This is a genomic window from Pseudomonas sp. PDM31 (assembly GCF_019218965.1).
GTDB lineage: Bacteria > Pseudomonadota > Gammaproteobacteria > Pseudomonadales > Pseudomonadaceae > Aquipseudomonas.
Window position 1 is genome coordinate 520,112 of the sequence record NZ_JAHUWS010000001.1, and the last position, 24,936, is coordinate 545,047.

Genomic DNA, 24,936 nt, shown 5'->3' on the forward strand with positions numbered 1-24,936 from the left:
TTTTGTACACGCTGCTACGTGAAATCCGCGTTTGGAGACCGTTGCTGAAAGTAAAGATTTCAATCTCGGATGCATACTTTTCAGTTGCGCAAGCCATGGCCGACTTTTTCAACAGAATCGGCCACTAGCGGACCTGCAGATACGCTGTGACAAATGTCCGCCAAGGCCGATCTGCTGACTTATGCAATATGGATTGACAGGTCCTCGGCAAAGCGGACGGCTGACGAGTCGCTGCAACCAGACTGCTTCCGACCAAAAGCGGAAGGCTGGGCACACCGAATTTGGCAAGCAGGAAATTCACGTGAGCACCGCACGCATCTCGGCGCCGCCGAGGTTCTCCGCAAGGAAGTCGATCAGCTTGCGCACCGCCGGCACTTGCGCCCGGCGCGCCGGAAACATCGCATGGCAGATACCCCCCGGCGGCCCCCAGCCGGGCAGTAACTCGACCAGTTCGCCACTGCGGATGTGGGGCAAGCACATGTAGTCCGGCAGCACCGATGCGCCGATACCGCCCAGTACCGCGAACGCCAGGGTGGCCAGATCGCCCGCCACATAGCGCGGCGAATGTTGATGCACGTAGCTCGCGCCGCCGGGCCCCTGGAGGTGCCAGCTCTGGCGGCCGTCGCTACTCGCGGACATCGCCACGCTATCAAGGCGGGCCAGCTCCTCGGGCTTTTCGATCGGCCCGTGCAAGCGCACCAGCTCACTGCTGGCAACCAGTACCGAGCGGATGATGCCGAAGTTCTTGACCACAAGGGTTGCGCTGTTTTCGATCACGGGCCGCACGCGCAGCGCGATGTCCACGCCTTCCTCGATGGGGTCGACAGGACGGTTGACCACCATCATCTCCACACGCACCGCCGGATAACGGCTCATGAACACCGGTAACAAACGCCCCACTCTGGTGTGCGCCAGCGTCACCGGGCAACTGATGCGGATTGTGCCACGGGGCTCGATCTGGGCCTGGGCGACAGCCTCGCCGGCGGCCTGGGCCGCGTCGCGCATCGCGGCGCAATGCCGCAAGTACACCTCGCCGGCCGGGGTGAGCGAGAGACTGCGGGTACTGCGCTGCAACAGCTGTACGCCCAGTTGCGTCTCCAGCTCCGCTACCCGGCGGGACAGGCGCGACTTGGGAATGCCCAGTGCGCGCCCGGCCGCCGCGAAACCGCCGCGCTCGGCTACTTCCGCGAAATAGAACATGTCATTGAGATCCAGCATCTTTTATTGTCCTATTTTTGGAACGAATTAAGTAATTTTTGCCTACTTATCAATGAATCGCCACAAATTTAAACTACAAATCATGCCGCTGCGATTACCGGCCCATTTACTTGAAGGAAGCGAAAGATCATGAAACTGCTGCACATTGATTCCAGTGTCTTGGGCGCCTATTCCGTTTCCCGCCTGTTGTCCGCCGAAGTCGTCGCGGAATGGCGCACGGCCAACTCCCAAACCACCGTCGAATACCTCGACCTGGCCGTGGACACCCCCAACCACTTCACCGCCGACGCGATTGGTATCAAGACTGGCCTGCAAGCCGAGCCAACCGAAGCCCAGCGTTTCGAAAATGCGGTGTCGGAGCGCCTGGTGAGCCAGTTCCTCGCTTCGGACGTGATCGTCATCGGCGCCCCCTTCTACAACTTCAGCATTCCGACGCAACTGAAAGCCTGGATCGACCGTCTGGCACAAGCCGGTCGCACCTTCAAGTACACCGAGAAGGGCCCCGTGGGCCTGGCAGGCGGCAAGACCGTGATCGTGGTCTCCAGCCGGGGTGGCATGTACTCGACCAGCGAAGGCGGTCAGGCAATGGAACATCAGGAGAGCTACCTGAAGGTGATCTTCGGTTTCTTTGGCATCACCGACGTGCGCTTCGTGCGTGCGGAAGGCCTCAGCAGGGGCGACACCGCCAAGGCTGCCGCACTGGAATCAGCCCGCTCGGACATCGCGGTGGCCGTGGGTCAGGCTGCTAACCAGGACCGGGCGAAGATCGCTGCCTGAGCGCGCCCCGCTCCCCGATCAATAGCTCACAGGAGCGATAAATATGTCCACTCCGGCACCCAACTCCAGCAGCCTGCGCTTTTCCCGTCCGGTCACGCGTGCACCGCATGCAGTTGGTGCGCACTGCGATATCCGCCAGTTTCGCCATACCGACTTCGGCAGTGCGATGAGTCCACTGGTGTTGGTTGACCATTACGTGATGACCGGTCCCACGTTCGAACTGCACCCGCATGCCGGCATGTCGGCAGTAACGGTGCTGTTCGAAGACACCCAGGGGTGGATGAGCAGCCACGACACTGTGCACAACGACCATCGAATCGATCCTGGCGATCTGCACTGGACGCTGGCCGGCAAGGGTATCGTGCATACACAGCAGCCGGAGGGGGATCACCCCCGGTTGCACGGACTGCAGTTGTTCGTCAATCTGCCGCGCCACCTGAAGCAGATCGAACCGGCGACGATGTTGGTGCGTGCCCGCGACGTGCCCGTGATCGAAAGCCCTGGTTTGCGCCTGCGCGTGCTGGCCGGCACATTGGGTGGAAAGACCTCCCCACTGAATCCCCCTGAACCGATCTTGATCGTGGATGGCTGGCTGGATGTCGGCGCCCGTACCGCGTTGCCGATCCCATCCGGCTGGAATCTGTGGCTCTACGCCATCTCCGGGAATCTGACCGCCCATGACTTTGATGTGCCAGAAAGCACTATCGGAGCCAGGCTGTCGTCCAGCGAAGCCGTTGCCATCTCGGTTGATAAAGCGGGAGCTGTGGAACTGCGCGCTGTAGATGGCGCGGTGAAGTTTGTTGCGATTGCCGGTGCGGCCATCAACGAGCCGATTGTGCAGATGGGGCCGTTTGTGATGAACAGCAGAGAAGAAGCCGAACAGGCCGTGGCGGATTTCAAAGCTGGGAAGTTTGGCGCCGTGAAGCCTTTTACGTGATTCACAGTCAAGCATGCAATGCGTTATTGTCAACATCGCCTCGAACATCGGCGATCATTTGACCCGCCCTGGTACAGGTGCCTATGCAGCTTCTAAAGCGGCAGTGTCCGTTCTTACGCGGACCGCCGCACTGGAAGCGATCGGCAATGGAATCCGTATCAATAGCGTCAGCCCGGGCCCCGTCGATACGTCGATGTCTTACCGGCCTGGCGAGGACAAAGCCGCACGCGATGCGCGGGTCGCATCGACTAATCCGTCCGGTCGGGTAGCCAAGCTCGATGAGATTTCCTCTGCCGTTTTGTGGTTGTGTTCTGATGGAGCGGGCTACGTAGTCGGTCAGGATCTGGTGGTGGACGGTGGTGCTTCTATTTGACCATCGCAGCATATTGGCGCCTAAACTTGGTGAGTCCGGGCCATGAAGCGCCTACTTGAACAGGCGCCTGCCCCCTACTTCCAGCGGGCCGCCTACCGCGGTCCGCTTAAGTGAAATGTTGAAGTCCATCCCATGTAGCAGGCGACTGGCCGCATCTTGAACGTGAGCAGACGCTATCGACCATTTTCGTGACGGCCCGCTTTGGCCGAGTACTTGTCGGTGGGCCGAGGTCCTGAGCGACTGGTTCACTCTCATACCTGCCGTTGAACCTCGGACTGCTTGACCGGCAGTTCACGGTCGTTTTCTGCCTCTCGCGATGGGTAGAAAACGGCCATAAGCGTCATTCGCAAAGGGCTGCTCTGGGTCGCCACAGTCAGAAAACGGCCATCAGCCGCCACTCAAACGTGTCTACGAAACCCGGGGCAGTTCATACCGATGCTTGATCTCAACGACCTGTACTACTTTAAGCTCCTTGCAGAACGTGGCAGCTTCACTGCTGCGGCGCAAACTCTTTCCATACCGACCGGCACACTAAGCCGCAGGCTGAAAGCCCTGGAAAACCATCTCGGCCTGCGTCTGATTGACCGCACCACTCGCCGGTTCGCTCTCACCGAGGCCGGCGAACAGCTCTATCTCTACGCCCGGAAGATTGTCGAACAGGCCGAGTCGGCCGAAGTTCATCTGCGCGGCGTGTTGGGCGAACCCGCAGGGCGTGTCCGGATGACCTGCCCGCAAGGGGTCCTGCGCTCTCTGCTTGTGCCATTGCTGCCGGAATTCCTTGCCCGCTATCCCCAAGTCAGCGTCGACATCATCGCAAGCAGCCGTTACACCGATCTAATTGCAGACGGCTTTGATCTTGGCCTGCGTTCGCATGAACAGGACCTGGTCGAGTCGTCGATGGTCGCGCGCCAACTGGCCACCTTGCAGATGGTGCTGGTAGCCAGCCCCAACTACTTTGGCGAGCGTCGGACTGCCAATCCTACAGATGTAGATGGCGTCGACGGTCTTCACCTGGCGACGCATAGCAGCTTAAGCGTCTGGACGTTGCGGGGGCCGGGCGAAGAACAGGCCACGGTACGGTTAAAAAACCGTCTCGGCTCAGACGATGTTTCGCTGCTCAAGGCAGCAGCTATTGCAGGCCAGGGCGTTGCCGTCGTGCCACTGCATACCTGCCGGACGGAACTGGCCGATGGAACGCTGGTGCGGGTCCTTCCCCAATGGGAGGTTTCTCGACGAACATTGAGCTTGATCCTGCCCTCCGCCAGGGGGCTGATGCCAGCGGTTCGGGCCTTTGCCGATTTTCTGATCGAGCGTTTGCCCCGCGCGGTTGAAGGACCACCATAGTCGTAATGTCAAATCGGGGGAGATTTCTTCCCTAGGGAAAAAATCTTTCTCGTTTCCCCGTCTTATTCCCATTACATGTTCAAACGTACCCTACGGGCTCTTTCATTCTGGATGCCGGCGGATCATAGAGTCATCGCCGTTGAAGTCCGGTGAATTCCAGATGCGCTAGCCATTCCGTTGGCCCCTTGTTCTTGGTTGTATCCAGCGCATAGATGAGCCAGAAGCAACCTATCTTCAGGAGCAAATGATGAAGCTTGTAAACAGAATTGCGGTTGTCACCGGAGGCTCACGTGGCATCGGCGCTGCCATCGCCCGCAAGCTCGCAGCTGAGGGCGCAATCGTTGCGGTTGTCTATCAGTCCGGAGTCGATCAGGCACAGTCAGTGGTTCGGGCGATCAGGGAGGCGGGGGGGGTAGCTGAGGCTTTTGCGGCGGATGTGGCGGACGCATCCGCTGTGCGCAGTGTTATCGCCTCGATCGTCGCACGTTTCGGCCGCATCGATATTCTGGTGAACAACGCCGGCATTTTCGAGGGGCGCACTTTTGCGGACATCGACGCGGACCATGTGACCCGGCTCTTTGCCGTCAACATGAGCAGCGTATTGCACATGATGCAGGCAGCGGTTCCGCATTTTCCGCCTACCGGCGGGCGCGTGGTGAACGTCTCGACTAACCTGATCTATTCCCCCCGCCCAGGTACAGCCATCTATGCCGCCAGTAAGGCTGCAGTGTCCGTATTGACGAATGGTTTTGCAAAGGAACTCGGCGCACGGGGGATCACGGTGAATGCGGTGGCGCCCTCGATGACAAGCACGGACATGACTGCGGCGACGCCCGACGCGCGCCGGCAAGCTGTGATCGCGGCGACACCGGCAGGGCGTATCGGTGAGCCCGAGGACATCGCGGACGTGGTCGTATTCCTTGCTTCGGACGAATCGCGCTGGATCACGGGGCGCACGCTCCTGACCGATGGCGGCTTGACTGACTCACTTTGAGTTGAACAGTATGTATGTTCTCACGGTAGAGCTAAAGATCCGGTCTGAGCGTCTCGCGGACTTTCTGCACGAGCTGTCGAATTTGCGCACGCTGATCGAACGTGAGCCTGACTGCCTGGGGTTTGACGTGCTGCAGAGCGAGGATTGTCCCCATCATGTGTTACTCGTTGAAACATGGAGTAGTCGAGCATATTTTGAAAATGTCCAGATGAAACGTCCCTATTACGCCCTCTATTTTGCGCGAGTTCACCCAATGTGGAACGCGGAGCGTCAACTGCATCACTGGTCCGCGGTCGCCCCTTGAAGACGTGATCCCGTGGGTGCTCAGGCCGCCGGGGAGGCGTTTTTTAGCATGTTACTTGCGAATGTTATTTGTTCAACCCACAAAAACCATAATAAGAAGGAAATCTTTCATGCTGCACTCAGATCATTCATCAATCGCTGAGAGACGCCGTGTTCAGGCGGTGACGTGCGCTTCGGCACTGGTGCTGTCGTTGATTGCCTGTTCAAGCAACGCGGATTCAACGAAGCCCTACCTCCATGCACAGGAGCCAATTGGCGACGTCGAGACTATGTACAACGGCAAGCTCAGCGAAGACATGGCCGTTAACACCTTCCGCAACATTGATCGCTTGTTCCCTGTGCGCACCATCAAGGCCGCTGGTCATCCCTTTCCATTACCGCGCAGCGGCCAGCCGCTCGGGCCAGTTGCCTTTGACTTCAAAGGCAAGCAATACAACCTCAATGACTACGTCACGCTTAACCATGTAACGGGCCTGCTGGTGCTCAAGGACGGTAAAATCGTTACTGAGCGCTATGAAAAGGGCAATACAGCGGACACCCGGTGGATGTCGATGTCGGTGGCCAAGTCCATCACCTCGACGCTGGTGGGCGCCGCGTTGCAGGACGGTTCGATCAAAAGCCTGGATGACAAAGTAACCAACTACCTGCCTTCACTGGCTGGCAGTGGTTATGAACAGGCGACGGTACGTCAGGTGCTGGCCATGCGCTCTGGGGTCAAGTGGAGTGAGAAATACGCCGATCCGACCTCAGACCGGCGGATGATGCTCAAGCTGCAAATCGCGCAAGTACCCGGCTCGGCCCTCAAGTACATGGCCACACGGCCAAGCATCGCGACCCCAGGTACGCTGACCAACTACAGCACCGGGGAAACACAAGTACTGGGGCAATTGGTCAGCGCCGCCACGGGCAAGCCATTGGCGAATTACTTGAGTGAAAAAATCTGGGCACCGTATGGCATGCAAAGCGACGCCAACTGGTGGCTCGACGGCCCCAATGGCAATGAGGTGGGCGGCAGCGGTATCAGTGCGACCCTTGAAGATTACGGGCGCTTCGGACAGTTCGTACTCAGCGGCGGCAAGGCCGGCGACATGCAGGTACTGCCCAAAGACTGGATGAGTTTCGTCAGTACAACCACTGGCGCGGATGCGGCATATGGCGACTTTGCTTCCATGTGGTGGCCTGCCTGGACAGAGGCTTCGAAGGCAGATAAAGCGTTTACCGCTGCCGGCATTTTTGGTCAGTACGTCTACATCAATCCAACCCACAATGTGGTGATTGTGGTTTGGCAAGCACAGACCAAATCCACCGGAGGCGAGGTCATCGACGACATGGTCGCCTTTGACGCCATCACCAAAGCCGCTCAATAAGCGCAATGCTGTTCGCTTAAGGATCCGGTAAGCGAAGTGAAACCCTTGTGTGTAAAGGAGCGGAAACCGCTACAGGCCTTAGCCCGATTGAGTCCAAATATCGGTCTTGAAAACCGTCGACTGTAACAGGTCCATGAGTTCGAATCCCATCGCCTCCGCCATATTTGTACCGACAAAGCCCTGATTATTCAGGGCTTTGTCGTTTCTGGCTTTTGACAATTCGCTGAGGCCTTCGAAGATCGGTTCCGCATCTTTTCGACCATTTCCGCAACTACATCCCTTCTCCGCGTTCTGCCCCCCCCCCCCCGCTCCCTTGCTGTGACAGTTGTACCTAAGAAGCCAAAACGACCTGGTCATACCCGATGCAGAAGGCTGTCAGGTCGAGTGAAAACAGGTGGGCAAGCCCGTGCAATTGCCCGCCAAACCCAGACGCTAGTGTGGGGGAAGTTGGGACGAACGGGCGAGATCAACGGGTTTCGAGCGTTCTGGACAGTCGAAGCCCCTGACAAATGCGGGGCGCCGGCCTGCGACTAACCGCCCGGAGTATCGATATCAGCATCTTGAACAGGTTTGTGTTCAGGTTCGGATTTGAAGTCAGGGCTGTAGGCGTTTTCTTTGGCGGCGGGATCGGGCTTGGGATTATTGGGCGCCGTATCGGTTTGTGGCTCAGTGACAACTGGCGAATCCCGGTCATTCCCCGCCCCGGATTCACCGCGATCAGGGCTATCTTCGGGCGTCTTTGACGCAGCTTCAGGCCGTGCAGGATCGTGACCTGCTTCGTTATCCGTCGTGCGTGTTACGTCCTGCTGAGAGATGTTCCCAGGCGCATTCTCATCAATGTCCATGCTGACTCTCCATTCAGAGGCGCGGGATATCCGTGCATGAAGTTCAGACTTCGCAAAGACATCGCAAGTGCAGTGCAATGGACGAACGGTGGAAACCGTACACGCGACGTTCATTGGCTGCTCACACAGTGGTGCTCGGTCAGGGTAATACATCGGCAATGACTGCAATGATATCGCCGCGCTGCACCAGCCCCGGAACGTGGCGCGCCGCCAGCCGGCCGCTGCGGGCGGCGCGATATTCCACCGGCGCGACGCCGCTCTGGGTAACGTCGTGAACACGGGCGACCACTTCTCCCATGCTCACGTAGTCGCCCAGATCACGGCACATTTCCAGCAGGCCGTCGTGTTCGCTGTCGATGAAGCAATTGGCATTTGGCATGTTTGTCATAATTTGACTCCGTGGCCTGGATCTCACCTTCAAGAATCCAACAGCGTCTCGACGCAGGTCTCGGCGATCAGAATGCGTTGGGCGGCATGCCCCCCCCTTCCTCAATCGCCTTGATCGCCCGTTGACGCTACAACGGCCGAAAAATCTAATACAAGCGAGCCTTGAGCAATGGCCTTAGCAGGTAATTGAGCACGGTTCGCTTTCCGCTCTGTACATCCACTTCGGCAACCATGCCGGGTTTGATCGGCAGTACATCCTCCCCTTTGCGCAGATCACTGGAATCGGTCTTCACGAGTATCTTGTAGAAAGCCTCCTTACCGCGTGGGGTGTCTTCCTCGATGGTGTCTGCGCTGATCTGCTCCAGAGTGCCGGAAAGGTCGCCGTATACCGTATAGTCATACGCGGTGATCTTGACCCGCGCGGGCATCCCCGGGACCAGAAAGGCAACATCGCGGGGTTTGACTTTCGCCTCGACCAGCAGTTTGTCGTCGACCGGGATCACGTCCATGATCGCCTCGCCGGGCTGGATAACGCCACCGCGAGTAGTGATCATGATGTCGTTGACCCGTCCGTTGACCGGGGAACGCACCTCGGTACGACGCAACTGGTCTTCGCGCTGCAACAGGGTCTGGTCAAGTGCGTTGAGTTCCGCTTTTTTCGACGACAGCTCGGTATAAGCATCCTGGAAATAGGCGTTGGCGACCTCGGTCAGCTTGCCGTTCAGCGAGGCGATTTCCTTGCTCAAGCGCAACGCCTCCATTTCACTGGCTGCACGTTTGTGCACCAGCGGTTCGATCAGACGATACTGTCGGCGCGCCAGTTCCAGCTCCGATTTGAGCGAGTGCACCGCTTGCTGATAGGTGTCACGCCGCGCCTTGAACAGGGCGCGCTCACTCGCCATGAAAGCGCTGTTGCTGGAAAGACCTGGCGGGAAACTGATGGTGTCCTGGTTCAGGGTCTCTGCTTCCAGGCGGGCAATAGCGGCGGACAGTGCCTCGGCCTGGCTCTTGCTCTCCATGTAGGCGGAGTGGAAACGGGTGTTGTCCAACTTGACCAGCAACTGCCCTGCCTCGACCAAGTCACCTTCATGCACCATCAACTGCCCGAGAATCCCGCCCTCCAGGCTCTGGATTTTCTGGATCCGGCTGTGGGGCACGATGCGTCCATCACCACGCGTCACTACGTCCAGTTCGGCCCAGGCCGCCCAGACGACAAACCCCACCATGCTTAACAGACAGGTCCAAAAGATTAACCAGGCGGTCGGACTCTCCATGGCCACCTGTGAGTCGCCAAGCGAACGCAACAGCTTAAATTCCGCGCGAGTATGAGTTCTCATACGACGTCCTTAGTGACGTTTACCTGGTTGCCACTGACAACACTGCTCAGCGGACCATCCATGATCAGCTTGCCCTGGCGCAGCACCAATGCTCGCTCGGTCAACACCAGCAGCGCACGCTTATGGGTGGAGAGGATCAACGTGCGTCCATCCAGCCAGCCCTGCAAGTAGCGAATGACATGAGCTTCGCTTTCCTGGTCGAACGCGGCGGTCGGCTCATCGAGCAGCACAATTGGCGGATCCTGAAGCAGCAGGCGGGTCAACCCAATGGCCTGGCGCTGTCCCCCCGAAACACTGGCGCTGCCCTCCAGCAACATGTCGAGCCCCAGGGGGTGTCCACGCACGAAGGTGCCCAGGCCAACACCATCCAGGACTGCGAATAATTCTTCGTCACTTTGATCGGCATTATCCGGGGTCAGGTTTTCACGTAATGTGCCGTAAAACAGCACCGTGTCCTGGGGCAAGTAGCCAATGTTCTGGCGTAATCCGCTCGGGTCGATCTGGCCGATGCTCAGATGGTCGAGCAGAACGCTTCCCTGGTCGGCCGTGGTCAACCCGGACAACAAGCGCAGTAGCGTCGATTTCCCCGAACCGTTACCACCCAGCAAGGCCACATGCTCGCCCGGCTTGATCTGCAGTTGCGGGATATCCAGCGCCGGCAGTCCTTCCGCGTGGTAGCGCATCTGCAATTTCTCGATGCTGTAGTGGCCTTGCAGACGCTCCACGTGAGCGAAGCGCCTGCCTGCCGGTCGCTCGGTAGGGGCATTCATCAATCCGTCGAGGCCCTCCATAGCGACCTTGACATGCTGCCATCGCGCGAGCAGGCCCGCCATCTGGCCCATGGGGGCTATTGCCCGTGCGGCCAGCAGCGAGCTGGCAATCAAGGCGCCGATCGTCATTTCACCGTTGCTGATCTGGTAGACGCCCACGATCAGTACGCCGACGTAGCCCAGCTGCTGGATCAACAGCGCTCCATGGCTGAGCACCGCGGTCAAACTGCGCGAGGTCACCGCCGACTGGGAGAGTTCTGCGGTGAGCATTTCCCATTGGTTCAACAAGCGACCTTCGGCACGGCTCGCCTTGACTGTTTCCAGGTTTTCGATGGCTTCGAGCAATACGCCGTTCTTCACCGCCCCTTCCCGCAGATTCTGGCGCGACAGCCGAGCGAGTTTTTTCTGCGCCAGCAGGCCCGGCAACAACATCAGCAGGATCGCCAACAACGGCACCCAGACGACAGAGCCGCCAATCAGAACGATCGCCAGCAGAAACAGGAAAACGAATGGCAGGTCACTGATGGCCGCTGCTGTACTCGAGGTGAAGAATTCGCGCACGGACTCGAATTCGCGGATCTGAGTGCTGAAGGCGCCCACCGATGCGGGTTTCGACTGCAGTCGAATCTGCAGCACCTGATTGAACAGAACCGAGGATAGATGCACGTCCAGGCGCTTGCCCGTGACATCCAGAATGTGCGCGCGCAGGCTGCGCAGCACGAACTCCAGCAGCATCGCCAGCACTACACCGCTGGCCAGGATCCACAAGGTATCAAAGGCGTCATTGGGCACCACCCGATCATAGACCTGCATGGCGAACAGCGCAGAGGAAATAGCCAGCAGATTGGTCATCAGGGCCGCGACGCCGGTCGCCGCATAGGCCCGCCAGCAAGCCTTCAGGGGTGCCTTGAGCCAATGTTCGGCAGGCTCGCTGGCATAGTTTCCAGCGCGACCATTCGGGCGATACTGCGGCCGGGCGAACAATGCCGAGCCACTGTACTGCGCCTCCAGCTCCAGCAGAGACAGGGTCCGCTGACCACCGCCGCTGGACGCATCGAGCACAGTGACCTCCTCGCCCTGGCGCTCGACAAGGATGACGCTTTGCCCATCGCGCAATTGCAGCAACACCGGCAGCAACGTTGGGCTGATGGCCATCAACGGAACCTCCAGCACCCGTGCGGTCAACCCAAGCCGGCGCAAGGCCCGGGGTGCCAGTTTCAGCGGCAACCGGCCCTTTTCCAGTGCCAGGCCCTCGCCGAGTTCGGCGATGCTGGCCGCCCGGCCAAACTGGCGACACAGCAACAGCAGCCCGTCACGCAGCGGATCCTGACTAAACGAGGGCGCTGCCTTGGCCTGGATTTCAGGGGTGTCCCTTTCGATGGCTTCAATCATGAAGTACCCCTCGGTGGCAATCGTTCTTCCAGCAGAGGAACCAGCAGGCCCAACTGGGCCGCTGCACGGTATTGCACGCGCTTGTGTTCACTTTGCAGGTTGATGAGCTGACGCTCCGCTTCGAAACGCTCGTGCTCAATGGTCAGCATGTCGGTCATGTCGCGAAGGCCGACGACAAATTGATCCTGATAAACGGCATCGACCTCCTTGGCATGCTTGATCTGTTCACGAAGCGACTGCTCACGCCATTTCACGGTAGTTTCGTTCTCCACCAATGACGACACTTTGCGCCGGATATCGCGGCGCATGGTGTCCACGTTCCATTCAGCCGCCTCAAGACTCTGGCGGGCTGCGGCGGGCCGCTGAAAAATGGAGAGCCCGGCGATGGTGTCCATGCGAATACGCAGGGCGATGACCGAATCACTGGTCAGTTGCCCGCCGAGCTCACGCCGCAACAGCGAACCTTCCAGGTTCAGTTGGGGAAACATCGATGCATCCGCTTCGCGCACCTTCGCTTCCTCAACCGCTTGCTTCTGTTTGGCTTTGCGATACAGCGGTGATTGAGCAATGGCATTGTCCAGGTCTCCCGCTCCAATTAGATGGGCGGAAAATGAATCGTCGCCAGGCTGTTCCAGGCCGGCCGCTGGTCCCCCGATCAACTGTCGGTATTGCTGTTCGGCATCCTGCAGGGCGCCCTTTTCAATCAGCAATTGCTCCTGGGCCCGGGCCAGTTCAAGGTTGGCCCGGCTCTCCTCGCCACTGTCGGTATATCCCGCGCTGGCACGTTCACGAATCAGGTCACCGAGCTTGCCCAGACGAGCAATATGGCTGCGCACAGCGTCGAGCCGTTGCTCCGTCGTGAGTACATCCAGATAGATTTCGCAAATGTCCAGCGCGGCATCCTCGCGGACCACCAACAGGCTCTCCGTCTGCTCACGCAATTTTGCCGAAGCGGTGTCGACCTGGCTCTCGACCCTCCCCCAGTCATACAGCCGTTGCGAAACCGTGAGGTCGTAGCCCATGTCTCCGAACATGCCGTCCTCCGGTCCAGCCGATGCATCCACCTTCGGGTAATACCCGTTCTTGCTCATATCCAGATCGGTTGATGCCCTGTTCACCTCGGCCATGGCCGAGCGTACTTCGGGGTGCGCGGCCAGGCCCAGGTGAACGGCATCGGTTAGTGTGATCGCGGTTGCCATCTGCGGCAGTCCCTGTAGAACCAGGCAAGCCCCCCACAAAGGCAGGAAACCCGGCCTTTGTGGGGACTGGCACAGTGGACGCAAAGCGGTGAGTACTGTCCGGGCGAACGACCGGACAGCCCCCTTTCCGCCCGGCGCCGTCAGACGATCACCTGCAGATGGGTGTCTACCTGCAAATCGTTCACACCTAATGTGTATTGCGAATAGGTGGTATCGCCGACCGTGGTTTGCACGCCGGTGGCCACGGCACCGCTGATGTTCAGGGTGTCAAAGACGTCCCCGCTGATATACAGCTGGTTATCCGCATCAGTCAGGCTGTCTACCGCCGCGTCGGTCAGGGTCAGGGTGGTGCCAGCATCGCCGGTACCCATGTCGATTTTCTCGATATTGCTGACAGTGCCAAGGCCCGGGTTATCGAAGTTGATGCTGATCCCGTCCAGCGCCAGGGTATCGAATCCGACGCCGCCGTCCACAGAGGTGAAGGTGATATCGGAAACCACCATCGTGTCGTTGCCGATTCCGCCATTGAAGGTGTCCTGACCGGCCCCCCCTATCAGCAGATCATTCCCGGCATCGCCATTGAGCGTGTCATCGCCAATGCCGCCTCTCAACAGGTCATTGCCGTCGCCACCCGACAAGGTATCGTTGCCAGCGTGGCCATACAGGCGGTCGGCTGCCAATGTCCCGGTCAGCGTGTCGTTGCCCGACGTGCCCTCCTGGATCCTGGTGTCACCTTGAGAGTTGAGAATATCGGCATCCGCCAACACGCCCAGTCCTGAGGTCGACGACAAGCCGTTGCTATCCGTGGCCGTGATGACGCTGCCACTGAGAACAGTAGCCGCCAGCACACTCACATCTTGCCCGTAGTGCACAGTAGCCAGCAGTTCGTTGATCGATTGGTTGTCGATGACTCCGCCGTCGATTGCAGTAATGGTCAGCGTCGATGTGGGTGCAATAATACCCAAGAGCCCCGGATTGTTGACAATATTGACCTGCAGCCCCAGTTCCGCTGCCAGAGCATTTGAGGCAACAAGCTGCAGCGCAGCCAAGGCCAGCGTCGCGCCAGACGTCACCACGACACTTGTCAGGTTGCCATCACGGTCCACCGCCCTGAACGCCTGCGAACTCAAGTCAATCAGGTTCAGCGCGTCAGCGCCTATCAGGCCAAGCAGAGCTGTATTGTCTGCCTGAGCATTAGGTGCAACGTTGACCGCCTCAACCCGGAACGGCAGTGTGTTGGACGCAGCCGAACTGTTGCCGGCTGCGTCACTGATCACGGCGCGGGAGGTGTAGTCACCATCGGCGTAGGTACCGGCCAGATTCACTGCGGCATTGCCGGCCGTGAGGTCGGCCTGGGTCACGGTGTGGGTGGTGACGAAGTCGTTGGTGCCATCGTTAGCGGTGATGGTGATAACGTCATCCAACTGGGTGCCGGGGGTCAGCCCGACCACCGCCTGGATGCCATTGGCCAGTTCGGCGGCATTGATGCCGCCGGCGGCTTCGGCAATCGCCAGGGTCGGGGCAGCGGTGCCCGTCGCCCCACCAGGGCTGGTGGCATCGACGGTAAATGGCAGTGAGCTGGACGGCGCCGAGCTGTTTCCCGCCGCGTCGCTGATCACGGCGCTGGATGTGTAGTCGCCATCAGCGTAGGTGCCCGCCAGCGTCACTGCGGCGCTGCCGGCCGTGAGCTCGGCCAGGGTCACCGTGTGAGTGGTGACAAAGTCGTTGGTACCATCGTTGGCGGTGATGGTGATCACGTCACCTTCCTGGGTGTCGGCGGTCAGCCCGACCACTGCCTGAATGCCATCGGCCAGTTCGCCAGCATTGATGCCTCCCGCGGCTTCGGCAATCGCCAGGGTCGGGGCATCGTTGCCCGTCACCCCGCCAGGGCTGGTGGCATCGACGCTGAACAGTAGTGGGCTGGACGCAGCCGAGACGTTACCGGCCGCGTCGCTGATCACGGCGCTGGTTGTGTAGTCGCCATCAGCGTAGGTGCCCGCCAGCGTCACCGCCGCGGTGCCGGCCGTGAGCTCGGCCAGGGTCACCGTGTGAGTGGTGACAAAGTCGTTGGTACCATCGTTGGCGGTGATGGTGATCACGTCACCTTCCTGGGTGTCGGGGGTCAACCCGACCACTGCCTGAATGCCATCGGCCAGTTCGCCGGCATTGATGCCTCCCGCGGCTTCGGCAATCGCCAGGGTCGGGGAATCGGTGCCCGTCACCCCGCCAGGGCTGGTGGCATCGACGCTGAACAGCAGCGGGCTGGACGCAGCCGAGACGTTGCCGGCCGCGTCGCTGATCACGGCGCTGGATGTGTAGTCGCCATCAGCGTAGGTGCCCGCCAGCGTCACTGCGGCGCTGCCGGCCGTGAGCTCGGCCAGGGTCACGGTGTGGGTGGTGACAAAGTTATTGATGCCATCGTTGGCGGTGATGGTGATTACATCACCTTCCTGGGTGTCGGGGGTCAACCCGACCACTGCCTGAATGCCATCGGCCAGTTCGCCGGCATTGATGCCTCCCGCGGCTTCGGCAATCGCCAGGGTCGGGGCATCGTTGCCCGTCACCCCGCCAGGGCTGGTGGCATCGACGCTGAACAGCAGTGGGCTGGACGCAGCCGAGACGTTGCCGGCCGCGTCGCTGATCACGGCGCTGGTTGTGTAGTCGCCATCAGCGTAGGTGCCCGCCAGCGTCACCGCCGCGGTGCCGGCCGTGAGCTCGGCCAGGGTCACCGTGTGGGTGGTGACAAAGTCGTTGGTACCATCGTTGGCGGTGATGGTGATCACGTCACCTTCCTGGGTGTCGGCGGTCAGCCCGACCACTGCCTGGATGCCATCGGCCAGTTCGCCGGCATTGATGCCTCCCGCGGCTTCGGCAATCGCCAGGGTCGGGGAATCGGTGCCCGTCACCCCGCCAGGGCTGGTGGCATCGACGCTGAACAGCAGCGGGCTGGACGCAGCCGAGACGTTGCCGGCCGCGTCGCTGATCACGGCGCTGGTTGTGTAGTCACCATCGGCGTAGGTGCCCGCCAGCGTCACCGCGGCGGTGCCGGCCGTGAGCTCGGCCAGGGTCACGGTGTGGGTAGTGATGAAATCGCTGGTGCCATCATTGACGGTGATGGTTATCACATCACCCGCCTGGGTGTCGGGGGTCAACCCGACCACAGTCTGGATGCCATCGGCCAGTTCGCCGGCATTGATGCCGCCGGCGGCCTCGGCAATCGCCAGGGTCGGGGCATCGGTGCCCGTCACCCCGCCAGGTTGGAAGGCATCAACCGTGAACAGCAGTGGGCTGGACGGCGCCGAACTGTTGCCGGCCGCATCGCTGATCACGGCGCTGATACTGTAGTTGCCATCGGCGTAGGTGCCCGCCAGGGTCACCGCGACGTTGCCGGCCGTGAGGTCAGCCTGGATCACGATGTGGGTGGTGACGAAGTTGCTGGTGCCATCGTTGGCAGTGAGGGTGATCACGTCACCCAACTGGGTGCCGGGAGTCAACCCGACCACCGCCTGAATGCCGTCGGCCAGTTCGGCAGCATTGATGCCGCCTGCGGCCTCGGCAATCGCCACGGTCGGAGCATCGGTGCCCGTCACCCCGCCAGGGCTGGTGCCATCGACGCTGAACAGCAGTGGGCTGGACGGTGCCGAGCTATTGCCGGCCGCGTCGCTGATCACGGCGCTGATACTGTAGTCGCCATCGGCGTAGCTACCGGCCAGGGTCACCGCCACGTTGCCGGCCGTGAGGTCGGCCTGGGTCACCGTGTGGCTGGTGACGAAGTCGCTGGTGCCATCATTGGCGGTGAGGGTGATGACATCACCTGCCTGAGTGCCAGGAGTGAGCCCGACCACCGCCTGAATGCCATCGGCCAGTTCGGCGGCATTGATGCCACCACCTCCGGCCTCGGCAATAGTCACGGTAGGAGCATCGTTGCCCGCCACCCCGCCAGGGCTGGTTGCATCGACGCTGAACAGCAGTGGGCCGGACGGCGCCGAGCTGTTACCGGCCGCATCGCTGATCACGGCGCTGATACTGTAGTTGCCATCGGCGTAGGTGCCCGCCAGGGTCACCGCCACATTGCCGGCCGTGAGGTCGGCCTGGGTCACGGTGTGGCTGGTGACAACGTCGTTGGTGCCATCATTGGCGGTGAGGGTGATGACATCACCCACCTGGGTACCGGGGGTCAGCCCAACCACCGCCTGAATGCCGTCGGCCAGTTCGGCGGCATTGATGCCGCCTGCGGCCTCGGCAATCGCCACGGTCGGAGCATCGGTGCCCGTCACCCCGCCAGGGCTGGTGGCATCGACGCTGAACAGCAGTGGGCTGGACGGTGCCGAGCTATTGCCGGCCGCGTCGCTGATCACGGCGCTGATACTGTAGTCGCCATCGGCGTAGCTACCGGCCAGGGTCACCGCCACGTTGCCGGCCGTGAGGTCGGCCTGGGTCACGGTGTGGCTGGTAACAATGTCGTTGGTGCCATCATTGGCGGTGAGGGTGATCACATCACCTGCCTGAGTGCCAGGAGTGAGCCCGACCACCGCCTGAATGCCATCGGCCAGTTCGGCGGCATTGATGCCACCACCTCCGGCCTCGGCAATAGTCACGGTAGGAGCATCGTTGCCCGCCACCCCGCCAGGGCTGGTTGCATCGACGCTGAACAGCAGTGGGCTGGACGGCGCCGAACTGTTGCCGGCCGCATCGCTGATCACGGCGCTGATACTGTAGTTGCCATCGGCGTAGGTGCCCGCCAGGGTCAGCGCAACGTTGCCGGCCGTGAGGTCGGCCTGGGTCACGGTGTGGCTGGTGACAACGTCGTTGGTGCCATCATTGGCGGTGAGGGTGATGACATCACCCACCTGGGTACCGGGAGTCAACCCGACCACCGCCTGGATGCCATCGGCCAGTTCGGCGGCATTGATGCCGCCTGCGGCCTCGGCAATCGCCACGGTCGGAGCATCGCTGCCCGTCACCCCGCCTGGGCTGGTGGCATCGACGCTGAACTGCAGCGGGCTGGACGGCGCCGAGCCGTTGCCGGCCGCATCGCTGATCACGGCGCTGATACTGTAGTCGCCATCGGCGTAGCTACCGGCCAGGGTCACCGCCACGTTGCCGGCCGTGAGGTCGGCCTGGGTCACGGTGTGGCTGGTAACAATGTCGTTGGTGCCATCATTGGCGGTGAGGGTGATCACATCACCTGCCTGAGTGCCAGGAGTGAGCCCGACCACCGCCTGAATGCCATCGGCCAGTTCGGCGGCATTGATGCCGCCACCTCCGGCCTCGGCAATAGTCACGGTAGGAGCATCGTTGCCCGCCACCCCGCCAGGGCTAGTTGCATCGACGCTGAACAGCAGTGGGCTGGACGGCGCCGAACTGTTGCCGGCCGCATCGCTGATCACGGCGCTGATACTGTAGTTGCCATCGGCGTAGGTGCCCGCCAGGGTCAGCGCAACGTTGCCGGCCGTGAGGTCGGCCTGGGTCACGGTGTGGCTGGTGACAACGTCGTTGGTGCCATCATTGGCGGTGAGGGTGATGACATCACCCACCTGGGTACCGGGGGTCAGCCCAACCACCGCCTGAATGCCATCGGCCAGTTCGGCAGCATTGATGCCGCCTGCGGCCTCGGCAATCGCCACGGTCGGAGCATCGCTGCCCGTCACCCCGCCTGGGCTGGTGGCATCGACGCTGAACTGCAGCGTGCTGGACGGCGCCGAGCTGTTGCCGGCCGAGTCGCTGATCACGGCGCTGCTTGTGTAGTGACCATCGGCGTAGGTGCCGGTCAGGGTCACCACGACGATACCGTTCGTGAGATCGGCCTGGGTCACGGTGTGGGTGGTGACTAAGTCGCTGGTGCCATCGTTGGTGGTGATGGTGATGACATCACCCACCTGGGTGCCAGTGGCCAGCCCGACTACCGCCTGAATGCCATTGGCCAGTTCGGCGGCATTGATGCCGCCGCCCCCGGCTTCGGGAATCGCCAGGATCGGCGCATCGCTGCCAGACAACCCGCCAGCGCTGAGATCATGCTGGACAGTAATCACGTAAGGCGCGCTGGATACCGACTCATTGCTCGCCGCGTCCTGGCTGGTCGCGGTAAAACTGAAGTTGGCGTTCGCCAAGGGCGTCGTCAGCGTATAGCTCCAGGCACCGACCGCATCAGCAACCACACTGTCGAGCAGCACACCGGCGAGGAAGATGTGCACGGTACTGCCTGCCTCGGCGGTACCCATGAGCGTTGGCAAATTGTCATCGGTGCTGCCGCCGTTGGCCACGGAGCCGGTTGCGCTGCCGACATCGTCCATGATCGCACTGATCAGCGGGGCGCTAGGCGCGATACTGTCGACCAGGTCAGCGTCCACCACCACGCCGGTGGGGCTGCTGGTATTGCCGGCGGCATCGGTGGCCGTGACGCTGATAGCAGTACCATCGCCCAGGGCCGGCACTGGTATTACCGACCAGTTTCCGGCGGCATCGGCAGCGACACTGTAATCAGCCACGCCGTCGCCGTTGACGTCGATAGCGATGGTACTCAAGGGTTCGCCACTGCCTGCGAGCAGCGTGCCATTGGTGGGATTGACCACGGGTGCGGTCGGAGCCGTAGTGTCGATGGTGATGGAGTACGGCGCACTTTCGAGCGACTCGTTACCCGCCGCATCCACGCTGGTGACTTCGAAATGATGCACGCCCGCGCCCAAAGGCGCTGTCGGGGTGAAACTCCAATCGCCGTTGGAGTCGACTAAAGCTGTGCCCAGCAATGTATCGTCAACATAGACACGCACGGTAGTGCCGACATCCCCCCTGCCGGTCAGCGTGGGCATTGTATCGTCCGTGGAAGCGCCATCGGCCAGATTGCCCGTCACACTACCCACGTCATCGTTAAATCCATTGATCTGCGCAATGGCTGGCGGCGTGGTATCCGGAGCGTTGGCGCTGGCGGGCGGGCTGACATTGCCTGCCGGATCGATCGCAACCACGTTCACTGTCTCGCCGTTGGCCAGCGGCGGAGCCAGGGGAATACTGTAATTGCCATCCGAGCCGACTACGGTGGTGAGATCACTGGTGCCATCACCATTCAAATCGACACCCACCGTGCTACCCGGCTCAGCTGTACCGCTGATGACACTGCCGTCTGCATTGAAGCTGGCGGTCGGCGTGCCCGGAGGCGTGGTATCGGGCACGCTCGTGGCGGGTGGCGGTGCATCGTCCCCGCCTCCGCCGCCTCCGCCGCCCGAACTGAGTCCGGCGGCGAGGGCCACCGCTCCGGCCCCCAACAAAGCCCATCCCGCCAAGCCATCTTCATCCTCAGCGGCGGCGCCAGTCAGGGACTCAAAAGTTGAGGCCTCCGTGAGCGGGGTGTACTGAGCGAATACCGCACCGTCACTGGCGGCTGGCGACAGGTCGGCCAGCAACATGTTGCCTTCGTCATCCTTCAGGTACAACTGGCTATCGGCTTTATCCTGGTAAAAGCCGGCAATACGCACCGACTCTCCACCGGTGACGACGATCAAGTCTGACCCTTCACGGCTGTATGAAGAAATGTCCGCGGGCCGCAGGTTCAAAAATACGTGACTGGGTTCGGTGACAGTCAGTGAATCGGCCACGCCGTTGAATGACCCTGCGGTCACAGGTTGGCTGAGAGGAATGGCTTTTGCGGAAATATCCATGTGATCTCCAACTAGTTAGTACATTGCGAAGACCAACCAAAAAACAGGATCCCGAGATCTACTTCAGAGCTCTACTCGTCATTGGGTGGTGCCCGGTACGGAACAGGGTTAATAGAACAAGTACATGTACAAAAAACTTCTGAGCGTGTTTTTTAAATGCCTGTGTTCCTGATCTGCTCTTTAAGCTAGTTATTCCTCTCGCCTTATGGCCGGCTGCAGGTGCGCTGGCGAACGAATTAACATTCGCTGCCAAGATGCTTCGTGTTGCACCTGCTGCTAAAGATGGCGAACAGCTAGTACGGCACCGCGTCAAGCGCAGGTATTCGCCCGGTGCGATAACACTGAATTTGATGTAATAAAAAAGGGACAACGACTGACGTCGCGAAATTTGAAGCTGGGAAAACCCCATGCGAGCAGGAGTTTGAGTTGAATCACCGTCCTTGATTGGCGCCGAGGCACAATTCCATTTAAGCCGCCTGGACAAGTCCCCGCCACACTGACGAGTAAGGCAAATACCGTTAAGCAACAGCTCCGACTTTTCCACATCCCAACTCCCGAGGGTGTTGTCCGAGTATAAAAACGGAAAACCCTCACAAGGGAATGTACTAGTTCACTTTATCGAGGGGTATTTCACGCCCCGCCCCCTCAAGAATCATGGTTCTGGCGATTGTCCGAACACCTCACGGATGTCGGACAATGCCTTGCGCAATACCTGGTCAGTGCATTTGGCGCCGACGCACAGCCGAACCGCTCGAGGCCTGGATATGCCACGGACAAGAAAGGGGTCTGGCGGCGTCACTGCGATGTGCCGTGCGCGCAACGCCCGCACCAAGTCGTCCACTTCCCATTGCGGCGGAATGTTTACCCAGGCGCTAGGTGCTTGCAGATGATGACCGAGCAGGTGTTCTTCAAGGTACTCCTTGACCATGGCCTGACGCTCACCGAGCAGTTTGCGTTGCAACTTCACCAGGCTGTCGGCACGCCCGTCGCGAATCCAGCGCGTCGCAATTTCGGCGATCAGGGGCGCGGCCATCCAGGTGCTGACACGCAAAATACTTTCCGTGCGTTGGGTCAGACGCCCGGGCATCACCAGGCAACCAATACGAAGACCGGCCATTACCGACTTGGTCATGCTCGTGCAGTAGAAGGACAACTCGGGAGCGTAATAACTGATCGGCCGGACATGCGACTGAGCCACAAGCGGTCCATAAACATCATCTTCGATGATGTGTACGCCAAAGCGTCGTGCGATCGCTGCAATCTCACGGCGGCGGGCGTCGGGCATCAGGCTCGACGTAGGGTTGTTCAGGTTCGGCGTACACACCAGTGCAGTAATGCGCTCGTTACTGCACATATCCTCGAAGAAATCCGGGTCAATGCCGTCACTGTCCGTCGGCAACCCCTTGAGCGTAAACCCCAATATCTGGGCGTTACCGATCACGATGTGATTGGTCAACCCTTCGCAAAGCACGACGTCTTCAGGACCGGCAATCGATGCCAGGGCCAGAAAAATACTTTGGGAAGCACCATTGGTTATCAGCAGATTCTCACGCTCGACCTGCATGCCCAATCCATTGACCCACTCCATGGCCGCCTCGCGGTGCACCTCTAACCCGGCCCGGGGTAGAAGGGAGGACATCCATGGCTGCTGCTCTTCGGTGCTTAGTTCAGCGCATGTATCCTGCCAGATCCGGTCATGAACCTGAGTTTGCATGATGCGTGCGATTGACAGATCCACCACGGAGCGTTCCGCTGCTTCAAGAATTTCATCGGTGATCTGTTGAAGGGTATTTCGCATGACAAAGCTGCCACGACCGACTTCACACCGCACCAGCCCCTGACGCTCCAGCACCTCATAGGCATTGTTCACGGTCTGAACGCTGATACCCAAAACGTTGGCGACCTGTCGCTGCGACGGCAGGCGCTGGTTATTTGCAAACCGCCCATTTTCGATTTCGCGAATGATGGTCTGCACCAGGGTTTTGTATTTGGACTCTCCAATGCGAGCTGAGCCAAGGGCCGCTTTCCAACTTTCCATGAAGATCGCGTCACTACTACCAATCGGGATTACATGATTACCAGAAAAGCGTAAAAATGTAATATCCAGTTCGATATAAGCACTATGGTACTAGAACCGTCTTCTATCTTGCTGATGATCAGATGCAGCACGCACATAGAAGCTGTTGGCCACCACTCGTCAGCCACCCGGCACCTTCCCTCCTGCGACTCCTCCAACCCAATACATCCCACCCACGGAAGACTGAAATGATGAACAGAACAATCGTTGTTCTGGCGTTCGCCAGCCTCCTGTCGACCCTCTCGATCTCGGCTTCTGCAACCCAGAGACCGGTAGAAGAAACGACCCTTCCACCCAACGAGGTTCCCGGAATCAACCAGTCGAACGTCCCTGAGTCAAACGCAGAAAAAGCCGATAAAAAGGGTGAGGAAGCTGCAGGTTCCAATTCCGGTGCCGAGTCGGGTTCGTTGAAAAAGGAAGCGGACGCCACGAGCGATGCAGACAAAGCAGTGGGCGGCGAACCTGACAGCTAAGCCCCCTTACCCGCTCACTCGGCTCACACTTTGCAACAGCGTTCTCACTGCGTCGTCTTGACGACATCGCCGCAGAAAAGATCAAAGTTGCCATCCTCCGGAGCCGAACGCACGACGATGGAGTACTTGCGGGAAATCATGTCAGCGATCGCAATCGGCGCGCTCCTGTAAAAACTCCAGCCCTTGGCACCCGCCGCGCTCTGGACGTTGACCTTGTCATTCATGGCATAAGCGACAGTGCCTGGCTGCTGGCAAGAGCCCTTATTGACGAAGGTGTAAATGCGCGGAGGCAGAATGGTTCCGGAGGGAACACCGCTGATGTAGAAGTCAAAGTTGGTTTGCTTGTCGACGCCCGTCAACGTGGTAGTCCCCGACTGACCTTGATTCCTGTACGTAGCGGTCAATGGAAGGTTCAGCGACTGGTTCGATGAATGGGTACAGCCGGCCAGACTCGCGGCCACCAACAGCACAGCCACGGGGATATGGGGATTCATTGACAACCTCCAGTCATGGAAGAAGTGCGAGGGAAAGTATTGGTATAGCTCAATAACTCCAGCCCGCCTCGCCCGGGCAAAGGAAAATTAAGCTTGGGCTAAGGTTGCCCCGTTACCCTTCGGGACTCTTGGATTGTCGAGTATTTCGAAGATGAGCCCCAACGATACATCGCCCAAACCACCCTTCAGCATCGTCCTGGTTAATTACAAAACGTTCGACCTGACCAAAATTTGCCTGGATCTTTTGTTTGAGCATGTACAGCAAGCCAACATCCCGGTCTGGGTGGTTGATAACGGCTCGGCAGATGAAAGTATCGAATACCTGCGTTCACTCCAATGGATCAACCTGATCGAACGCGACGCCCCCGCCAAAGAACCCGGGCACATTGCCCACGGCAAGGCGCTGGACATGGCGTTGGCCAGAATCGACACCGACTATCTGTTCCTGATGCACACCGATACCTTCATCTACGACACCCAAGTGTTTGCCATGATGATGAAATACTGCACCAGGGACCCGAACGTCGCCGCGGTCGGCTGCACCGAGCAGCTGAATCGAGGCACCCTCCGGACCCTTTGGCGCTTCAGTTCCCGCCTGTTCAAACATCACTACAGACGCCTGAAGCTAACCCTGGGCCTGCGTTCGAAAGAGCCAAAACCCTACAGGGAAACCCACCTGAAGAGCTTTTGTACACTGTGGAACAGCCGGCTCATCAAACAGCATGGCCTGCACTTCCAGATAGATGATCGAGTGCCCGGTTATGAGCTGCAGGATCGCATGCTGCAACTTGGCCACAAGGTGGAGTTTCTCTCCCCCGGGAAAGTCTTCAGCTACCTGGATCACGTCCAGGCCGGAACAGTCGCGGCCGCGGGCGGCTACGCCGGCAATCACCGACGCACCCGGATGTACCGCAACATGCTCAAGCGCTTTGATGCGGTGAACACTCAAACGTCTTGAGCCGGCTTGCGCCAAACGCCCAAAACAAAGCCCACT

At 59.9% G+C, this 24,936-nt stretch carries 17 protein-coding genes and 1 pseudogene; 9 read left to right on the forward strand and 9 right to left on the reverse strand.

Going from position 1 to position 24,936, the window contains the following annotated elements; genetic code table 11:
* Positions 1 to 297 precede the first annotated feature (297 nt).
* On the reverse strand, positions 298 to 1,218 hold the full coding sequence (locus KW839_RS02045; protein WP_218423232.1) for a LysR family transcriptional regulator: 921 nt from the start codon (positions 1,216 to 1,218) through the stop codon (positions 298 to 300).
* 129 nt (positions 1,219 to 1,347) lie between these two features.
* Between KW839_RS02045 and KW839_RS02050 the strand changes: the two genes are divergently transcribed.
* The 7 genes from KW839_RS02050 to KW839_RS02080 all read left to right on the forward strand — a co-directional run bounded on the left by KW839_RS02050 (position 1,348) and on the right by KW839_RS02080 (position 7,313).
* Positions 1,348 to 1,995, forward strand: a complete 648-nt coding sequence (locus KW839_RS02050) for an FMN-dependent NADH-azoreductase (protein WP_218423233.1) — start codon at positions 1,348 to 1,350, stop codon at positions 1,993 to 1,995.
* A 43-nt stretch (positions 1,996 to 2,038) separates the two neighbouring features.
* Positions 2,039 to 2,932 (forward strand): pirin family protein, encoded by an 894-nt coding sequence (locus KW839_RS02055; RefSeq protein ID WP_218423234.1) that lies wholly within the window; start codon positions 2,039 to 2,041, stop codon positions 2,930 to 2,932.
* A 13-nt stretch (positions 2,933 to 2,945) separates the two neighbouring features.
* On the forward strand, positions 2,946 to 3,305 hold the full coding sequence (locus KW839_RS02060; protein WP_218423235.1) for an SDR family NAD(P)-dependent oxidoreductase: 360 nt from the start codon (positions 2,946 to 2,948) through the stop codon (positions 3,303 to 3,305).
* A 435-nt stretch (positions 3,306 to 3,740) separates the two neighbouring features.
* Entirely contained in the window at positions 3,741 to 4,649 is a 909-nt protein-coding gene (locus KW839_RS02065) for a LysR substrate-binding domain-containing protein (RefSeq protein WP_218423236.1), read from the forward strand.
* 247 nt (positions 4,650 to 4,896) lie between these two features.
* Positions 4,897 to 5,643, forward strand: a complete 747-nt coding sequence (locus tag KW839_RS02070; RefSeq protein WP_218423237.1) for an SDR family NAD(P)-dependent oxidoreductase — start codon at positions 4,897 to 4,899, stop codon at positions 5,641 to 5,643.
* A gap of 10 nt (positions 5,644 to 5,653) precedes the next feature.
* A complete protein-coding gene (locus tag KW839_RS28015; RefSeq protein WP_095057962.1) occupies positions 5,654 to 5,947 on the forward strand; it encodes an antibiotic biosynthesis monooxygenase in 294 nt (97 codons plus the stop codon).
* Positions 5,948 to 6,056: 109 nt separating this feature from the next.
* A complete protein-coding gene (locus tag KW839_RS02080; protein ID WP_218423238.1) occupies positions 6,057 to 7,313 on the forward strand; it encodes a serine hydrolase in 1,257 nt (418 codons plus the stop codon).
* 530 nt (positions 7,314 to 7,843) lie between these two features.
* Here KW839_RS02080 and KW839_RS02085 read toward each other — a convergent pair.
* The 7 genes and pseudogenes from KW839_RS02085 to KW839_RS02115 form a co-directional block, all read right to left on the reverse strand.
* Positions 7,844 to 8,158 carry a hypothetical protein gene (locus KW839_RS02085; RefSeq protein ID WP_218423416.1) on the reverse strand — a complete coding sequence of 105 codons (315 nt, stop codon included), beginning with the start codon at positions 8,156 to 8,158 and terminating at the stop codon, positions 7,844 to 7,846.
* A gap of 139 nt (positions 8,159 to 8,297) precedes the next feature.
* Positions 8,298 to 8,583, reverse strand: a pseudogene (locus tag KW839_RS02090) (succinylglutamate desuccinylase/aspartoacylase family protein); the annotation flags it as partial.
* 108 nt (positions 8,584 to 8,691) lie between these two features.
* Positions 8,692 to 9,882, reverse strand: a complete 1,191-nt coding sequence (locus KW839_RS02095) for an HlyD family efflux transporter periplasmic adaptor subunit (RefSeq protein WP_371318031.1) — start codon at positions 9,880 to 9,882, stop codon at positions 8,692 to 8,694.
* A complete protein-coding gene (locus tag KW839_RS02100) occupies positions 9,879 to 12,044 on the reverse strand; it encodes a type I secretion system permease/ATPase (protein ID WP_218423239.1) in 2,166 nt (721 codons plus the stop codon). The genes KW839_RS02095 and KW839_RS02100 overlap by 4 nt, the downstream gene beginning before the upstream one ends.
* Positions 12,041 to 13,243, reverse strand: a complete 1,203-nt coding sequence (locus tag KW839_RS02105; protein WP_218423240.1) for a TolC family protein — start codon at positions 13,241 to 13,243, stop codon at positions 12,041 to 12,043. Before KW839_RS02105 ends, KW839_RS02100 begins: the two co-directional genes overlap by 4 nt.
* 140 nt (positions 13,244 to 13,383) lie before the next feature.
* Positions 13,384 to 20,898, reverse strand: a complete 7,515-nt coding sequence (locus KW839_RS02110) for an Ig-like domain-containing protein (RefSeq protein WP_218423241.1) — start codon at positions 20,896 to 20,898, stop codon at positions 13,384 to 13,386.
* Between the two features lie 652 nt (positions 20,899 to 21,550).
* A complete protein-coding gene (locus KW839_RS02115; RefSeq protein WP_218423242.1) occupies positions 21,551 to 22,936 on the reverse strand; it encodes a PLP-dependent aminotransferase family protein in 1,386 nt (461 codons plus the stop codon).
* A gap of 227 nt (positions 22,937 to 23,163) precedes the next feature.
* On the opposite strand from KW839_RS02115, the gene KW839_RS02120 reads away from it, so the two are divergent.
* Entirely contained in the window at positions 23,164 to 23,448 is a 285-nt protein-coding gene (locus tag KW839_RS02120; RefSeq protein WP_371318032.1) for a hypothetical protein, read from the forward strand.
* A 44-nt stretch (positions 23,449 to 23,492) separates the two neighbouring features.
* Here the strand turns inward: KW839_RS02120 and KW839_RS02125 are convergent, their stop codons facing one another.
* Positions 23,493 to 23,942: a hypothetical protein gene (locus KW839_RS02125; RefSeq protein ID WP_218423243.1), complete on the reverse strand. Its 450-nt coding sequence runs from the start codon at positions 23,940 to 23,942 to the stop codon at positions 23,493 to 23,495.
* Positions 23,943 to 24,093: 151 nt separating this feature from the next.
* Here KW839_RS02125 and KW839_RS02130 point away from each other — a divergent pair, with 151 nt between their 5' ends.
* On the forward strand, positions 24,094 to 24,900 hold the full coding sequence (locus tag KW839_RS02130) for a glycosyltransferase (protein WP_060540557.1): 807 nt from the start codon (positions 24,094 to 24,096) through the stop codon (positions 24,898 to 24,900).
* Positions 24,901 to 24,936: the final 36 nt, after the last annotated feature.

What these genes read in the sequence shown, in the direction of transcription:
- KW839_RS02105 (WP_218423240.1), bottom strand. Translation starts at nt 13,243, where the DNA reads ATGGCAACCGCGATCACACTAACCGATGCCGTTCACCTGGGCCTGGCC.
- KW839_RS02120 (WP_371318032.1), top strand. Translation starts at nt 23,164, where the DNA reads ATGATGAACAGAACAATCGTTGTTCTGGCGTTCGCCAGCCTCCTGTCG.
- KW839_RS02125 (WP_218423243.1), bottom strand. Translation starts at nt 23,942, where the DNA reads ATGAATCCCCATATCCCCGTGGCTGTGCTGTTGGTGGCCGCGAGTCTG.
- KW839_RS02045 (WP_218423232.1), bottom strand. Translation starts at nt 1,218, where the DNA reads ATGCTGGATCTCAATGACATGTTCTATTTCGCGGAAGTAGCCGAGCGC.
- KW839_RS28015 (WP_095057962.1), top strand. Translation starts at nt 5,654, where the DNA reads ATGTATGTTCTCACGGTAGAGCTAAAGATCCGGTCTGAGCGTCTCGCG.
- KW839_RS02065 (WP_218423236.1), top strand. Translation starts at nt 3,741, where the DNA reads ATGCTTGATCTCAACGACCTGTACTACTTTAAGCTCCTTGCAGAACGT.
- KW839_RS02055 (WP_218423234.1), top strand. Translation starts at nt 2,039, where the DNA reads ATGTCCACTCCGGCACCCAACTCCAGCAGCCTGCGCTTTTCCCGTCCG.
- KW839_RS02115 (WP_218423242.1), bottom strand. Translation starts at nt 22,936, where the DNA reads ATGGAAAGTTGGAAAGCGGCCCTTGGCTCAGCTCGCATTGGAGAGTCC.
- KW839_RS02085 (WP_218423416.1), bottom strand. Translation starts at nt 8,158, where the DNA reads ATGGACATTGATGAGAATGCGCCTGGGAACATCTCTCAGCAGGACGTA.
- KW839_RS02070 (WP_218423237.1), top strand. Translation starts at nt 4,897, where the DNA reads ATGAAGCTTGTAAACAGAATTGCGGTTGTCACCGGAGGCTCACGTGGC.
- KW839_RS02100 (WP_218423239.1), bottom strand. Translation starts at nt 12,044, where the DNA reads ATGATTGAAGCCATCGAAAGGGACACCCCTGAAATCCAGGCCAAGGCA.
- KW839_RS02110 (WP_218423241.1), bottom strand. Translation starts at nt 20,898, where the DNA reads ATGGATATTTCCGCAAAAGCCATTCCTCTCAGCCAACCTGTGACCGCA.
- KW839_RS02080 (WP_218423238.1), top strand. Translation starts at nt 6,057, where the DNA reads ATGCTGCACTCAGATCATTCATCAATCGCTGAGAGACGCCGTGTTCAG.
- KW839_RS02130 (WP_060540557.1), top strand. Translation starts at nt 24,094, where the DNA reads ATGAGCCCCAACGATACATCGCCCAAACCACCCTTCAGCATCGTCCTG.
- KW839_RS02050 (WP_218423233.1), top strand. Translation starts at nt 1,348, where the DNA reads ATGAAACTGCTGCACATTGATTCCAGTGTCTTGGGCGCCTATTCCGTT.
- KW839_RS02060 (WP_218423235.1), top strand. Translation starts at nt 2,946, where the DNA reads ATGCAATGCGTTATTGTCAACATCGCCTCGAACATCGGCGATCATTTG.
- KW839_RS02095 (WP_371318031.1), bottom strand. Translation starts at nt 9,882, where the DNA reads ATGAGAACTCATACTCGCGCGGAATTTAAGCTGTTGCGTTCGCTTGGC.